This is a genomic window from Pseudonocardia sp. N23 (assembly GCF_002583555.1).
GTDB lineage: Bacteria > Actinomycetota > Actinomycetes > Mycobacteriales > Pseudonocardiaceae > Pseudonocardia.
In genome coordinates this window covers 1-14,773 of the sequence record NZ_BEGX01000011.1, presented here as the reverse complement: position 1 = coordinate 14,773, position 14,773 = coordinate 1, and the positions used below count along the sequence as shown (strand labels likewise).

The 14,773-nt window shown below is 70.3% G+C and carries 9 protein-coding genes and 1 tRNA gene; 4 read left to right on the top strand and 6 right to left on the bottom strand.

Annotation, left to right across the window (positions count from 1 at the left end; genetic code table 11):
• Nucleotides 1–18: 18 nt before the first annotated feature.
• From TOK_RS05275 to TOK_RS05260, 4 genes are all read left to right on the top strand, one after another.
• Nucleotides 19–2,301, top strand: coding sequence for an MFS transporter (locus TOK_RS05275; RefSeq protein WP_098956660.1), 2,283 nt, complete (start codon nucleotides 19–21; stop codon nucleotides 2,299–2,301).
• Nucleotides 2,294–2,971: a hypothetical protein gene (locus tag TOK_RS05270; protein WP_216361860.1), complete on the top strand. Its 678-nt coding sequence runs from the start codon at nucleotides 2,294–2,296 to the stop codon at nucleotides 2,969–2,971. Before TOK_RS05275 ends, TOK_RS05270 begins: the two co-directional genes overlap by 8 nt.
• Nucleotides 2,962–3,036 (top strand) — tRNA-Ile (locus tag TOK_RS05265). The genes TOK_RS05270 and TOK_RS05265 overlap by 10 nt, the downstream gene beginning before the upstream one ends.
• Nucleotides 3,037–3,489: 453 nt before the next feature.
• The gene (locus tag TOK_RS05260; protein ID WP_172457419.1) at nucleotides 3,490–3,684 is read left to right on the top strand and encodes a transposase; all 195 of its coding nucleotides are present in this window, start codon (nucleotides 3,490–3,492) and stop codon (nucleotides 3,682–3,684) included.
• 381 nt (nucleotides 3,685–4,065) lie between these two features.
• On the opposite strand, the gene TOK_RS05255 is transcribed toward TOK_RS05260, so the two are convergent.
• From TOK_RS05255 to TOK_RS05230, 6 genes are all read right to left on the bottom strand, one after another.
• Nucleotides 4,066–5,160, bottom strand: a complete 1,095-nt coding sequence (locus tag TOK_RS05255) for an LLM class flavin-dependent oxidoreductase (protein WP_098956658.1) — start codon at nucleotides 5,158–5,160, stop codon at nucleotides 4,066–4,068.
• Between the two features lie 29 nt (nucleotides 5,161–5,189).
• Nucleotides 5,190–6,446 carry an MFS transporter gene (locus tag TOK_RS05250; RefSeq protein WP_098956657.1) on the bottom strand — a complete coding sequence of 419 codons (1,257 nt, stop codon included), beginning with the start codon at nucleotides 6,444–6,446 and terminating at the stop codon, nucleotides 5,190–5,192.
• An 85-nt stretch (nucleotides 6,447–6,531) separates the two neighbouring features.
• Complete coding sequence (locus TOK_RS05245) at nucleotides 6,532–8,196, bottom strand: acyl-CoA synthetase (protein WP_098956656.1); 1,665 nt, start codon at nucleotides 8,194–8,196, stop codon at nucleotides 6,532–6,534.
• Between the two features lie 150 nt (nucleotides 8,197–8,346).
• On the bottom strand, nucleotides 8,347–11,274 hold the full coding sequence (locus tag TOK_RS05240) for a helix-turn-helix transcriptional regulator (protein WP_172457418.1): 2,928 nt from the start codon (nucleotides 11,272–11,274) through the stop codon (nucleotides 8,347–8,349).
• A 201-nt stretch (nucleotides 11,275–11,475) separates the two neighbouring features.
• Nucleotides 11,476–12,639 carry an aldehyde dehydrogenase family protein gene (locus TOK_RS05235; RefSeq protein ID WP_256387958.1) on the bottom strand — a complete coding sequence of 388 codons (1,164 nt, stop codon included), beginning with the start codon at nucleotides 12,637–12,639 and terminating at the stop codon, nucleotides 11,476–11,478.
• Nucleotides 12,640–12,685: 46 nt separating this feature from the next.
• The gene (locus tag TOK_RS05230; protein ID WP_172457417.1) at nucleotides 12,686–14,509 is read right to left on the bottom strand and encodes a GMC family oxidoreductase; all 1,824 of its coding nucleotides are present in this window, start codon (nucleotides 14,507–14,509) and stop codon (nucleotides 12,686–12,688) included.
• Between the last annotated feature and the right edge of the window lie 264 nt (nucleotides 14,510–14,773).

The window sequence follows — 14,773 nt, the reverse complement described above, 5'->3', positions numbered from 1 at the left end:
CCGTTCCTGCTCAGCATCGTGCTGATCGGCGTCGCGCTCTGGATCGGGCGCGGGCTCACCGAGACCGCCGAGTTCGAGCAGGTGACAAAGCGTGAGGGTCGCGAGAAGGCGCCCGTCGTCGAGGCGCTGCGCCGGCCGCGCAACGTCATCGCGATCTTCCTGATGCGCGTCGGGCAGAACGCCACGTTCAACATCGTGTCGGTCTTCGTCCTCACCTACGCGACGACGACGCTGGGCATGTCCCGCTCGTCGGTGCTGGCCGCCACCGTCGTCGGCGCCGCCGTCGCCTGCGTGCTGGCGCCGCTCTACGGGCACCTGGGCGACCGGTTCGGGTTCCGCAGGGTCATGATCACGGCGCTGATCGTGCAGGCCGTCTTCGCGTTCCCGTTCTTCCTGCTCGTGAACTCGCGCAGCATGACCCTCGTCGTCATCGCCGTGACGGTCGGCATCGCGGGCGGCTCGGCGGCGTCCGACGCCATCCAGCCCGCCTGCTTCACCGCCATGTTCGGGACGAAGAGCCGGATGAGCGCGGTCTGGATCGGCCGCGAGGGTGGCACCGCGATCGGCGGCGGCCTCGCCCCGCTCATCGCCGCCGCGCTGCTCGGCTGGGCCGGCGGTGCGCCGTGGGGGATCGCGGGCTGGATGGTGTTCACCAGCCTCGTCGGGCCTCGTCGGCGTCGCCCTGGCCCGGCCGCCCGCCGACGCGTCGGGCGTGGTGGACCCGGTGCTCCCGGGCGACTCGGCCGTGTACCGATGAGCGACGCGCTCGTCCCGGCCGCGGCGCTCGTCCGGGCGTCGGCCGGGAGCTCGGTCGTCGATCTTGTCGACGCGCAGGCCCGGATGCACCCCGACCGCGTCGCGCTGCGGTGCGGCGACGTGCGGGTGAGCTACCGCGACCTGGGGGAGCGCACGCGCCGGCTCGCCACCGTCCTGGCGCGCAACGGGGTCGGCCACAGCGACCGGGTCGGCCTGGTCTCGGAGAACCGCCCCGAGTACCTGGAGACGATCCTCGCCGCGGCCCGCGTCGGCGCCGTCGTCGCCACGGTGAGCACCCGCGCCACCGCCGCGGAGATCGACGCCTGTCTCGACCTCGTCGCCCCGAGCCTGACGCTGTGCTCACCGCGCCACACCCTGGACGGCCGTCCCGAACCGGTGCTCGTCGTCGGTCCGGAGTTCGAGGCCGACGTCGCCGCCGCGCCCGAGCGGTCCGAGCCGTCGGCCGCGGGCGCGGAGGACCTCGCCGTGATCCTCTACACCAGCGGGACGACCGGGACGCCCAAGGGCGCGTGCATCAGCCACCGCGCCGAGATCGCCCGGTCGATGGCCACCCGCGCCGAGCTCGGCCTGGGCGGTGACGACGCCTTCGTCGCCTGGTCGCCCTTGCACCACATGGGCGCGCTGGACAACTCGCTGAGCACCCTGATGTCGGGCGGCACGGTCGTCGTCGTGGACGGGTTCGACGTCGCCGCCCTCCTCGACGCACTGGCGTGCGAGCGGATCGGCTGGCTGCTCGTCATGCCCGGCACGGTCGCGCGGCTGGTCGAGGCGTTGCGCGACAGCGGGATCCGTCCCGCCGGGGTGCGGCTGTGCGGCGTGATGCCCGACCTCGTGCGACCCGCGGAGATCGCGGAGCTCACCACGCTGCTCGACGCGCCCTACGCCAACACCTTCGGCTCGACCGAGACCGGCTGCCCGCCCTGCTCCGCAGGCGTCATCCCCGTCGGCGTCGAGCCCACCGGGTTCGCGAAGGAACAGAGCGCCTACTGCGAGGTCCGGCTCGTCGACCCCGAGGGCCGCGACGTCGCCGACGGCGTGCCCGGCGAGGTCGCGATGCGCGGCCCCACCCTGTTCAGCGGCTACTGGGACAACGAGGAGACCAACCGCGCCGACTTCCGCGACGGCTGGTTCCACATGGGCGACGTCCTGGTCCGCCACCCCGACGGCACCTTCAGCTTCGTCGACCGGGTCAAGTACATGATCAAGAGTGGTGGCGAGAACGTCTACCCCGCCGAGATCGAACGCGTCCTGCTGCAGACGCCCGGCGTGCTCGAGGCGGGCGTCGTCCGCCGCGCCGACGACCGCTGGGGCAAGGTCCCCGTCGCCTTCGTCGTGCACGCCGACGGCTCCGTCCCCCAGGCCGAGCTGATCGACGCCTGCCGGGCGAGCCTGCCCGGCTTCAAGACACCGAAGGAGATCCACTTCGTCTCCTCGGACGCCATGCCCCGCAACGCGTCGGGGAAGCTGCTGCGCCACGAGCTCGAGAAGCTCCTCACCCACGAGAAGGACGACACCGATGACTGACAACGCCCCCGCGCTCGACGTGCGCAGCGACATCTGCTGGAGCGACGAGACCTCCGTGACCGTCCTCGGCCGCGACCTGTGCGCCGACCTCATCGGCAAGGTCGACCTCGGCAGCTTCGCGTTCCTGCTGCTCACCGAGCGGATGCCGTCCGACGCCGAGGCCACCCTGTTCAACGCCGCCCTCGTCAGCCTGGTCGAGCACGGCATCACCCCCAACGCCCTCGCCACGTGGCTGACCTACCTCGGCGCCCCCGAGTCCCTGCAGAGCGCCGTCGCCGCGGGTCTGCTGGGCCTGGGCAGCCGGTTCGTCGGCACCATCGAGGGCTCGGCGCAGTACCTCGCGGCCGGCGCGGACGCCCTCGGCCCGGACGCCGACGACGCCGCCGTCGCCGCCGAGGCCACCCGGATCGTCGAGGGCTTCCGGTCGCGCCCTGCCGCCCAACATCACCGGCGCGATCGGTGGCAGCGTGGTCCTGCTGGGTGTCGACTGGCGGATCGCCCGCGGGCTCGGCGTCATCGCCCGCACCGTCGGGCTGGTGGGTCACCTGCGCGAGGAGCTGGCCGAGCCCATGGCCAACACCATCTGGCGCACCACCGACGACTCCGCAACCCGGCACCTGCACCCGTGACCGGCGCGACTGGCGCTATCGTGTCCGCGCCGGGGCGGTAGCTCAGCTGGTCAGAGCAGCGGACTCATAATCCGTCAGGTCGTGGGTTCGAGCCCCACCCGCCCCACTGGGTCGACCAGGCGAAATGTAGGCGCAGCGATCGGGTGATCCACGCTCATGAGGACAGACGTGGAGCGAACGGCTGTACTGTGCCTCCGTTGCGACGCCCAGTAGCCGGAGGGCGAAGCGGCCGAAGGGTGGCATCGAGCAGCTCCCGAGGGCTCGTACCCGGTGTCCGTCTACACGGGGTACGACCCGGTCACGAACCGTCGGAACTGCGTTCGAGAGGTCGTCCCCGCGGGCCCGGGAGCCGCAGCTGAGGCTGAGCGAGTGCTGCGACGCCTCGGCAACCAGATCGACGAGCGTCGGCATCCGCAGACTGCGGCGACGGTCGACGAGTTGCTGGACAAGCATTGTGAGCTGGCGCAGCTCGAGCGGTCGACGCTGATGTGCCCTGGAAACCGCGGAGTCGACTTGCTGGATGATCACGCTTGTCCGAGCGAGAAGGATCATCCGCACGGTGCCGAAGAGGTACCCACCCGAGTTCCGCCGTAAGGCCCTTGACCTCGTTGCCGCCGGCCGTCGCGTCGCCCAGGTCGCCTCTGGTCTCGACATCAGCGAGCACGCGATCTACGTCCGCAGACGACAGGACAGCCTCGGCCGGCTCACCTCACTGGAATTCGAGATACTCGCCCTGGCCGCTCACGCGGCCTGAACCCCCTATCCGTCCGGGTCAACCAAAGTCTGGGCAGTCCCGACCGTCATCAGCGCCGAAAGGGGCGTGAAGAGTCGGCTACCGAGTAGCCGCATCTGCTGAACCGGGGCGAAACGTGTCAACTCGGGTAGAACTCCTCGTTGATTGAACCGCGGACTGAGCTCGAAGCGATCTGGGGCCGCGAGGTTCTCATCCCACCGTGCGCGGTCGGCGCCCCACCTGCGCTGGCTGCCGCCGGGCACGGCCGTCTCGGCGGTGAGCGCATTGGCACTCCGGTCCCGCGCTGGCCCGCTGATGGAGGCGACGATCGCGCCGCCGGAGGAACGGTCGCCCGATTGTCCAGGTTCGTCCTCGGCACCCTTCACGAGGCTGTGCGTCTCCTCATATGTGGATGTCTGGTACCGCGCCGGCCGACGAGCCGGTCATATCGCGCAGCAGGGGAAGGACCTCCTCGCCCAGCCGCTTCATCTGGCCGAGCTCGTCGCTCGACCCGATGACGAGCTGGAAGAGCGAGACCCCCTGCTCGACATAGCGGGCCAGCTGCTGCGCGACCGAGCGCGGGGACCCGACGACGCCCCACCGGCGGACCAGGTCTGCGGGCACGGGCGGCCCGTGGAACTCGTTGAGGTGGTGATCTACTTCGGCCAACGCAGTGTCCGGGTCCTCACTGATGTTCACGACGCAGTTGAACGCCAGTGTGAAGGGGGTGCCGCGCATGTGCTCGGGACGCGCTGCGAGGACGCGGTCCCGCGCGCCGGCGTACTCCTCGGGTGTGACCTGCACCGTGATCCATCCGTCGCCCAACTCCCCGACCCGTTCCAGCGGGCCGGGGAGCCAGGTCCCGGCACGCTTTTCCGTCCACATGTGGTGGACCGCGCCGCCGACCGCCTTCGGGATGTAGTGCCCGGCACCGATGACGATCGGTGGGTGCGCGCGGCCGACAGGTCTCGCGAGCCCGAGGGTCACGTCGTCGAGCGTGTAGAACTCGCCGTCGAAGCTGACGTGGTCTTCGGTCCAGAGGCGACGGATCACCTGGACGCTCTCGAGGAACAGTCGGGCCCGGTGCTGGTAGAGCGCCTGTGGGTCGGGTGTGCCGTCGGGGCGCAGCGCAGCGAGCGCGTCGTACTCGCGTGCCACCAGGCGGGACTTCCCGGCACCGGTGCCGACACCCATGATCGTCCGGCCACCGGAGAGCTCGTCAGCGGTCGCCCAGGTCTGGGCGACGGTGACGGGGTTTCGCAGGTGTGGCTGGTAGATGCCGGTCGCCAGCTTCACACGCCGGGTCTCCCGGCCCAAGGCGGCGAGCACCGGGACGGGGTCCCACGCCGCGACAGTGCGCCGGCCCAGCGGGGCGTCGTGCACCCACACGGCGTCGAAACCGAGGTCCTCGGCTTGGACGGCGGCTCGGAGGAGGTCGTCGAGGTTGTAGTGCTCGGCGAGGTTGTTGACCGACACGCCGACGGTGAGACCGCTCATCAGATGTCTTGCTCCTACGGGTTGGGTGCTCAGTTCGGGTTCGGGTTGGCCGGCCGCTCCGGCCGGATCCGCGACAGCAGGATCACGCCGACGAAGGAGATCGCTGAGACGGCGATGAGATACACCGAGATCGGTGTCGACGAGCCGTACGCAGCGAAGAGTGCCGTTGCGATGATGGGCGCGAACGCACCGCCCAGCACCGCTCCGATCTGGTAGCCGAGGGCCACCCCGGTGTAGCGGACTCCAGTGCCGAACGACTCCGAGAGCAGGGCGGGCAGGGCGCCGTAGGGCAGGCTGAAGATGATTTGCCCGATGACGAGCGCGAGCGTCATCAGAACTGCGGAGCCGGTGTCGAGTAGCCAGAACAGCGGGAGCGCCCAGGCGGCGAGCAGTATGGTGCCGATTTGGTAGGACCGTTGCCTGCCGATGCGGTCCGACAGCGCCGACAAGACCGGGATCGCGATCCCCGACGCCACGGCGGAGATCAGGACCGCGGTGAGGATGCGGGGCCGCGGCACACCGAGCGCCGTCGTCGCGTAGGACAGCGAGTAGACGGCGAGCAGATAGTAGGCCGCGCCGCTGACGATGCTGGTGGCTGCGGCGAGCAGGATCTCCCGCGGATGGGTGCGGAGGAGCTCCACGAACGGCGACCGCGCACCGGTCTTCGCGGCGGGGACGTGGTCCTCGATCGAGCGCTGGGCGTAGATGCCGACGCCGATCAGCAGGACGCTGAGCAGGAACGGGATCCGCCATCCCCACGACAGGAACGCGTCGGGGGCCGTGACCTCCGCCAGCGCGAGGAAGATGACGTTCGAGATGATCAGTGCGATGGGCACGCCGAGCTGCGCGAAGCCGCCGTAGAAGCCGCGTTTGCCCGGCGGGGCGTTCTCGGTCGCGAGCAGGACCGCGCCGCCCCACTGCCCACCAAGGGCAAGGCCCTGGAGCAGCCGGAGGACGACGAGCAGGATGGGCGCGAGCAAGCCGACCGAGGAGTACGTCGGGAGCAGCCCGATGGCGAGGGTGGCGACTCCCATCAGCATCATCGCCACAACGAGGGTGGGCTTACGCCCGAATCGGTCGCCGAAGTGACCGAACACGGCCGCGCCGAGGGGACGCACCAGGAAACCCACCGCGAAAGTACTGAACGCCAGGAGGGTCCCTGCGGTGCCGTCAACGGTGGGGAAGAACAGCTTGTTGAACACCAGCGCGGACGCGGCCGCGTAGATGAAGAAGTCGTACCACTCGATCGCGGACCCGGCGAGGGCGACGGTGGCAATTCGGCGCATCGGGACCTGTCGGCGGTCGGACGGCCCTGGGCCGGTATCCGTTGCCGTGTCGTTCGCGGAGCTGTCCGCGGCCGTGGATCCGTTGTCAGCCATTCGATTCGGCCTTCCCTGTCGACGACGATGTGGACGAGGAACGGGCTGTCAGGTCGGATCGGCTGATCTTGCCCGTCAGTGTCTGGGGTAGTTGCGGGAGGAACTCGACGATCCGCGGGTACATGTGCGGCTGGCCGTTCGACTTGAAGTAGTCCTGGAGCTCGGTGGCGAGCTCAGGTGACGGTGGTGATCCGTCACGCAGTGAGATGTAGGCCTTGACCACCGTGGATCGTCGCCCGGTTGGGTCCGGGGCCCCGACGCAGGCGACCTGCCGGACGCTCGGATGGGTCGCGAGGATCCCCTCGACGTATGCCGGAGGGATGTTGAACCCGGACGAGACGATCATGTCGTCGGTGCGGCCGACATACGCGATGTAGCCGTCGTCGTCGATCTGGACGAGGTCCTTGAACACCGACCAGCCGTCGTGGACCGCGGCAGCCTGCATCTCGGGCCTCCGCCAGTACCGCGTGCCGGTCACCCCGCGAATCGCGAGCAGACCGGGCCGCCCGGGTGGCAGCGCGGCAAGGGACTCGGGATCGCGCACCGAGACGTCGTAACCCGGCATGGCGCGGCCGATGATGCCGGACCGGCGGGCCTCGTCGGCCCCGTAGGTGATCACGACGTGCAGCAGCTCGGTGGTGCCGAGGTACTGGATCAGCGGCAGGCCGAAGGTCTCCTCGAAGCTGACGGCGATCCACTCCTGCAGCGGTTCCCCGCCGCAGACCACCTTCCGCAACGATGCGACGTCGTAGGCTTCCGGACACTGCCGGTACCGCTCGCCGAGCCCGCCGAAGTAACTCGACGCAGCCGTGAACACAGTGACGCCGTGCCGCTCGATTGTCCGCAGCATCGCGTCGTGGGACTTCTCCGTGCTCAGCACAGACGACGCGCCCGCCCAGAGCGGGACGATCAAGAAGTAGACGTAGCCCAGTGCGAAGGGCAGCGGTGGCGGGCCGGCGAACACATCCTCGGGCTCGGGACGCAGCCCCTCCGCACCCCAGCTGTCGATGCCGGCCGCGATGTCGGAGTGGCTGTGCAGGCAGCCCTTCGGTTCGCCGGTGCTGCCGGAGGTATACAGAAGGATCGCCGGATCGTCGGGCGAAGTCGGGGCTGCTGCGGCAGGTGTGGCTGTCGCGAGGAGCTCGGCCGCGTCGAGATAGGCGGCGTCGGGTGCGGCCGGTTCGGCGATCAGGTGGCGGACGGAGGTGAACCGCGGTCGGGCACGGTCGACCTCATCGATCAGATCTGCGGCGGTCACGACAGCTACCACCTCGGCGTCGTTGGCGCGGTACACCAGGTCGCCGGCGCGTGCGAGGGCGTAGACCGGCACGGGGACGGCGCCGATGCGTTGGACGGCGAAGAGCCACACCGCCAGGGCGGGGACGTCGTCGAAACGCAGCAGCACGCGGTCATGCGGGGCGACGCCGAGCTCCGCGAGGGCTCCGGCAGCACGCGCGACGCTGTCGGCGAGCTCGGCGTAGGTCGTCGACCCGGTGTCGGTGCGCAGCGCGATCCGGTCACCGAGCCCGGCGGCCACAGCGCCGTCGAGAATCTCGGCGGCGATGTTGAACGTGGCTGAGCGGACGAGGTCGGCGATGACGGGCCGGGGACGAGCGACCGTCGGATCGCCGGGTGTGGTCGTCAGGTCAGGGACCATCTTGCGTCCTCCTGAGGTCACGGGGGCTGGACTGATGCCACGACTGTCGCCGATGTGGGTAGGGTCTCGCTTCCCGTGAAGACACCACCCGCTCCGCAGCGGACGCAGGCAGGTCCCGGTGTGAGGATGGGGCGAACGCCCCAGGCTCGGTCAGGTGGCCAGTCCGTGACGAAGTGCGAACGCTGCCGCCTCCGCCCTGCGATGCGCCCCGGTCTTGCGGTAGGCCTTCTCGACGTGCCGGCCCACCGTGTGGTGACTCAGCCCGAGCGCCACCGCGATTTCGCGGTCCGACATCCCGGTGGCGAGCAGCCCCAACACTTCCGCCTCGCGACTGGTGAGACCGGCGGGGTAGACGGGAGCCACGTCGTCGGCGGGCGCGGTCAACCGCTCTAGGCGATGCAATGCACGCGTTGCTGCGAGGTCAGTGCACCACTGGCGAACGTAGGCGAGCTCGGTGTGGTCGAGCGGGCGCTCGAGGCTCTCCGCGGCCGCCAGCGCGGTCAGCACCTCCTCGTAGGGCGCGCCGCAAGCCGCCGCCAGCGCTGAGGACTCGGCGAAGTGCTCCTGGGCGCGGTCCGCGTCGTCGCCGGCGGTGAGCTCCCCCAGCAATCGGTGCGCCTCCACGAGGACAAGCGGCCGGCGCGGCCGCGACGCCATTGCGAGAGCCGCCTCGGCATGCTTCCTCGCCTGGGCCGGACGGCCGGTCAGCATGTCGAGCCGTGACCGCAGACAGCGGGCCTGAGCGACCCCCTGCTCGATCCCGGTCTCGCGCAGGAACCGTTCGTGCGCCGACAGCCATGCGAGTGCAAGCCGCGCATCGCCGGCGTCGAGGGCAAGTTCGACGGCGAGCTGTTGCTGGGGCATTGTGTGGTACCAGCCCACCGTCAGCGGTTCCGTCTCCGGGCCCTGAGGCCAGGCTTCCTCCACGAAGGACCAGGCAAGCGCCGTGTCGCCCTGCGCGTGCGCGATCGGGCCCAGGACGGCGCCGACGACATGACGCAGCAGCGGTATCCCGTACCCCTCCATCGCCGCCACCACCCGACGTACGGTGTCCCACCGGCCGTCGAGGGCCATGACATGCAGCAGCGGGTAGGTGACGTTGTCGATGGCATCGACGAAGGAACGGGCCGCTGCACCCTGGTCGGCCAACCGGCGCAGGGCGTCCTCCAAACGCCGCCGTTCGGCGCGGTCGTCGGTGAGGTAGGGCAGCACGACGTGGACCAGTTCGTCGCGAGCAGAGATGAACGTGAGCCGCGCCTGGCCGGCCCGCTTGTGCAACCGGCTCGCCTCGGCGAACCGCACGCGCGCCCGTTCGACGCGGCCGGCGGCGGCGTCGACGAGGCCCAGGCCCCACTCGACACCGGCGGCGCTCGCGGAGGGCCCGCCGGGAACGCGGGCCGGGGTGCCAGTGCGGACTTGTTCGCTCAGGCGCACTGCCTCACCGATTCTGCCTGCCGCCGCGAGCCAGTAGACCTGGCTGCCACGATGGACCAGCTTGCGAGTCGCGAGTCGGTCGGTCTCGTCGTCGGTCCCGGTGCAGGACAGGGTCTCCAACTCGGTGAGGCCGGCATCGAGGTCGGCGAGCCCGGCGTCGAGGAACCCGGCGTAGCAACGGACCAGACCGCGCCCGGCGAGCACCCGCAGCGACAGCACGTGGTCGCCCGCGACGAGCGCGAAGCGACTGGCCCGCTCGACGTAGTCCATTGCCTGGGCGGCGTCGTCCATCCGTCGGAGCAGGGCCAGGCGCAGCAGGACTTCGGCCTGGTCGGCCGAAGACGCTCCCGCCCGGACGAGCGGGTCGAGGGCAGCCTCGTAACGTTCGACGGCCGTCAGCAGCGCACCCCGCGACTCGGCACGCTCGCCGGCCCGGACCAGCCATGTGCCGTAGGCGGGGTCGTCTGCTGCGGCCAGGTGCCGGGCGATCGCGTCGACGTCGGGGTCCGGACGCGATGCGAGCACGTCGGCGAGCAGCCGATGGAGCCGTCGGCGCCGGACTGGAAAGGTGTGCTCCTGGAGAGCCTTGCGGACGAGCTCGTGGCAGAACCGGAAACCCGAACCCCCCTCCTCAGGCTCCACGATGCCGGCCGCCGACGCCGCCTCCAGCACCTTCACCATGTCGTCCTCGGCGAGCCCGAGGTGGTCGGCGAAGGCGCGTACCCACAGTGAGAAGTCGACCTTCGGCCCGATCAACGCCGCTGCGGCAAGCGCGTCCAGGTCGCTGTCGGTGAACGCGACGAACCGTGACTCCACGACTTGGCGCAACCTCCCCGGCAGCGCCGGGTCGCTGAGATCGCCCAGCTCCCACACCCCGTCGAGCCGGCGCAGGATCGTGCCCTCCAACGCGCGGAGGAGCTCGACGACGAAGAAGGCGTTGCCGGAGGTCATGTCGCCCACGTGCGCTGCAAGGCGGTCGCCATCGGCGTCAGGTAGGGCGTACCGCCGCCCGATGATGTGTCGCAGCTCCCTCGCCGGGATGGGGCCGAGAGCGAGGTGGTGGGCTTGGACCTCGCGCTCGATCGCGCGGAGCATCCGCGCCTTCGGCCGCGAGTGCCCGAGTTGGTCCTCGTCGACCGTCGCGATGAGCAGCACAGCAGCGCCCGCCACCTGGCGAGCGATGTGCCGGAACAGCTGGATGCTGTCCTGGTCGGCCCAATGCAGGTCATCGACGACGAGGACGAGTGGCCGTTTCGCCGCGACGGTCGTTACGGCGAAACAGAGCCAGTCGAGGAAGGCGGTCTGGTCCGGGACGTCGGGCGAACCCGGACGCGACCACGCCGGCAGCACCTGCTCGGTGGCTTCCTCGGCACTGATCTCCGGCGACGCCCGCAGGCCGGCGACGACCTCGGCCCACGGTCCGAAGGTGGAGGTGAACGCGACGTCGTAGGCCCGGCCGACGACCACTGCTGCGCCGGAAGCTGCCGCCTCGCGCGTCAGGCCGCGGACCAGTGCGGACTTCCCCGACCCGGCTGCGCCCTCGACCAGGCACACACCGCCGTGACCGGCCACGGCCTCCCGGAACAGGCTACGGAGCGTTTCCAGGTCCTGGGCGCGCCCGTACAGCTCCTCGTACGCGGTCACGGGAACACCCGGCCGGGGGCTGCAACGACCTCGGGCACGGTCCGGCTCCTTCGTGACACGCTCCGGTCGACGCGCGATCGTCGTGCGAGGGGTCCGTGCCGATCCCGGGCGTACGAGGATATGACACCGGCACCCGTGGGAGCGACCCACGGAGAACCGTCTGCCGGGCCGGTGGCCGAGCCTCGTAGGACAGGGGCGCGGTCAGCCCGCGTGGTAGATCGACTGGAGCCGCTGGTACGGGGCGAGACCCTCGGGCCCCAGCTCGCGTCCGATCCCGCTGTTCCTGACACCGCCGAACGGGGCGGCCAGGTCCAGCTGGTAGCCGTTGACCCCGATCGTCCCAGTCTGCACCCGGCGCGCCACCGCCACCTCGTGCTCGCGATCGGCGGAGAAGACCGAGCCGCCGAGCCCGTACTCGGAGTCGTTGGCGAGCGCGACGGCGTGGTCCTCGTCGTCGAACGGAGTCACCGTGAGGACCGGGCCGAAGATCTCCTCGCGGGCGATGCGCATGCCGTTGTCCACGCCGACGAACACCGTCGGCTCGACGAAGAAGCCATGGTCGAGGTGGGCGGGGCGGCCCCCACCCACGAGGACGGCCGCGCCCTCGTCACGCCCGATGCGGATATAGTCCTCGACGTGTGCCCGTTGACGTTGCAGCGAGATCGGGCCGAACGTCGTCGCCGGATCCAGCGGGTTCCCGACGACCTGCGCGGCCAGCGTCTCGCGCAGGCGGTCGCAGAGCTCGTCGTGACGTGAACGGGCCACCAGTAGCCTCGTACTCAACAGACAGCCCTGACCCGAGCCCAGCAGGCTGACCTCGGTGATCCGGTCGAGGTAGGTGTCGAGCTCCGCGTCGTCCAACAGGATCGCGGCGGACTTCCCGCCGAGCTCGAACGTCGCAGGCTTCAGTGTCTGCCCGCACTGCGCCGCCACGATCCGGCCGGCGGCCGTGGAGCCGGTGAACCCGATCTTGTCGACCCCGGGATGCGCGACGAGTGCGGAACCGGTCTCGCGGCCACCCGTCACGATGTTCACCACTCCGGGCGGTAGCCCGGCCGCTCGGGTGGCATCGGTGAGGAAGGCGGCCGAGAGGCTCGTCTCGGCCGCCGGCTTGAGCACGACCGTGCAGCCCGCCAGCAACGCCGGGGCGATCTTCATCAGTGCCAGCAGCAGAGGGGCGTTCCACGGCACGATCAAGCCCGCCACGCCGACGGGCTCGCGGCGTACGAGCGTCGTGCTGCGCATTTCCTCGAGGCGTACCTCGTCGGCGACTGCTGCGTAGTAGTCGACCACGCCCGCCCCCGCGTGGACGTTGTGGTCGGGTCGATCTCGACGAGACGGCCGCGGGCTGCGCTCGGCGTCCAATCTCCGCCGACGAAGATGCCGGTCTGCTCGAGGGTGACAGCGGTGGTCATCGTGTCGCCTCCTGAGCCGACGCGCGGTGGCGCTCCTCGGTTGCCATGTCCTCCTGCATCCACCGGGCTGCCCGTTCAGCGATCACCACGCAGGTGAGGTGGGTGTTCGCGCGCGGGACGGTCGGCATCACCGAGGCGTCGACCACCCGCAGGCCCGCGACGCCGTGCACTCGCAGCTGCTCGTCGACGACCGCGTCCGGGTCGTCGGCCGGACCCATCCGGGCCGTCCCGACGGCGTGCACATAGTGCGTGACGGAGGCATGCACGTAGTCCTCGACGGTCCGCGGCTCGGCGAAACGGGCAGGCAGTCCGGTCACGAGAAGTGTCTCGCCGGTGTCGAGGACGGCGGTGCCGTCGTGATGGGGGCTCATTGCCGCGGAGCCGGCCATCGCAATCAGGGTCGGGAACGACGCGACGAGGCGGTCAAGATCGGCGGGGGCGGACACGAGGTTCAGCCTGATGTCAGGGGGACACGTGGGATCGGGCCCGCCCAACGTCACCGATCCGGCCGATTGTGGTGCCATGAGGTTGAGCATCAGGCGCAGAGCGGGTTGAGCCGGTTCCTGCAACAGCAGGGTTTGCATGTCATTGCGAAGGGCCGAGCCGGGCGACGTCCACTGCAGGAGTACCTGCCACCAGCGGGTGTCGTCGTCGGCCGGGGGCCCGCTGGCATTGAGGTTGATCCCGACGTGGGCGTGTTCACGGAGGTTTGCCCCGACCCCCGGCAGGTCCGCGACGACCGAGATTCCGTGCCGTGCGAGCTCTGCTCGGTCGCCGATGCCCGACCGGAGGAGGATGACAGGAGTCGCCAGCGCGCCGGCCGCGAGGGTGACGCGCCCGGCGCGGATCTCGGTCGAGCCCTCGCCGGAACCTCCCGCCAGGAGGACGCCCGTGGCCCGGCCGTCCTCGACGAGCACCCGGTCGACGTGGGCGCCGGCCCGGACCGTCAGGTTCGGACGCCCGCGGGCGGGATCGAGATATGTGATCGAGGTGGACATTCTGACACCTGTGCGGATGTTGGCAGGTCCGGGGCCGACCCCGGTCGTATCCGGAGCGTTGTGGTCGTGGGTCAGGGGGAACCCCAGCGCGACGCAGGCCTGCTGGAACGCGTACTGCGGTCGGGTCAGATCATCGACTGCCGGCCGGTGGATCGGTATCGGTCCGCCGCGTCCGTGGTGCGCCGGATCACCCGCCGGGTCGTCCTCGATCGCGCGGAACCATGGTGCGACGTCGGACCACGCCCAGCCAGGGTTGCCGCGAGCGGACCAGTCGTCGTAGTCCTCGGGCATCCCACGCAATGCGAGTGCTGCGTTCGTCGCCGAGGAGCCACCGACGACGCGGCCTCGCGGATAGCCGAAGCGTCGGTTCGGCACCATCTCGGCCGTCCATCCCCAGTCGTGGTCGACGGGGCAGCGGGCGGCGTTGAGCAACGATGTGGGTGTGGATCCGGCAGCGGGGTAGTCGCGTCCTGATTCGAGCAGGAGTACTTGCCGGTCTGGGTCTTCAGACAGCCGGGCGGCGAGCGGTGCTCCCGCCGAGCCTGCACCCACGACGATGTCGTCGAAGTACATGTCAGCCTTCCTCAACACATCCGCCGGCCGCCTGGTGCGGACGCGGTCTGCAGTCCCGTTCCCCCGGGGCGATCCGGACGGCAGAGCGGGCCTCGACGTGCAGACTGTTGTCGATGTGGTGTTGCTCTCGCATCCCGTGAACACACCACCGAGGCACCATCGAGTCGTTCGGGGCCGCCATGGCGGATAGGGGAAATGCCCCCCCGCTTCATCGACCCCCCGAAACCCGTGTCGGTCTTCGTGTCCCATCGGACAGGGCTCCGCCCGCCGAATACTCGACAAGTTCTTGACGTGTCGCGGAAAGAATGTAGAACATTGCAGTCGGGATGCGCTGCCCGATGACTCGGAGGACGCCATGATTTCCACAACGACCACTCTGCCTGCCCAGGACCCGGCTCCACCTCGCGTTCCAGAGTCAGTGGACGTCCACGAGGTCGAGTTCAGCACCGCGCCCGAGCGGTACCGGCACTGGACGATCGACCTGTCGCAGGCCGCGGAGACCGGGGTCGCCTA

Bases quoted from the DNA above. Each gene is read 5' to 3' on its own strand.
- TOK_RS05270 (WP_216361860.1), top strand. From the start codon at position 2,294: ATGACTGACAACGCCCCCGCGCTCGACGTGCGCAGCGACATCTGCTGG.
- TOK_RS05255 (WP_098956658.1), bottom strand. From the start codon at position 5,160: ATGAGCGGTCTCACCGTCGGCGTGTCGGTCAACAACCTCGCCGAGCAC.
- TOK_RS05250 (WP_098956657.1), bottom strand. From the start codon at position 6,446: ATGCGCCGAATTGCCACCGTCGCCCTCGCCGGGTCCGCGATCGAGTGG.
- TOK_RS05245 (WP_098956656.1), bottom strand. From the start codon at position 8,196: ATGGTCCCTGACCTGACGACCACACCCGGCGATCCGACGGTCGCTCGT.
- TOK_RS05230 (WP_172457417.1), bottom strand. From the start codon at position 14,509: ATGGGACACGAAGACCGACACGGGTTTCGGGGGGTCGATGAAGCGGGG.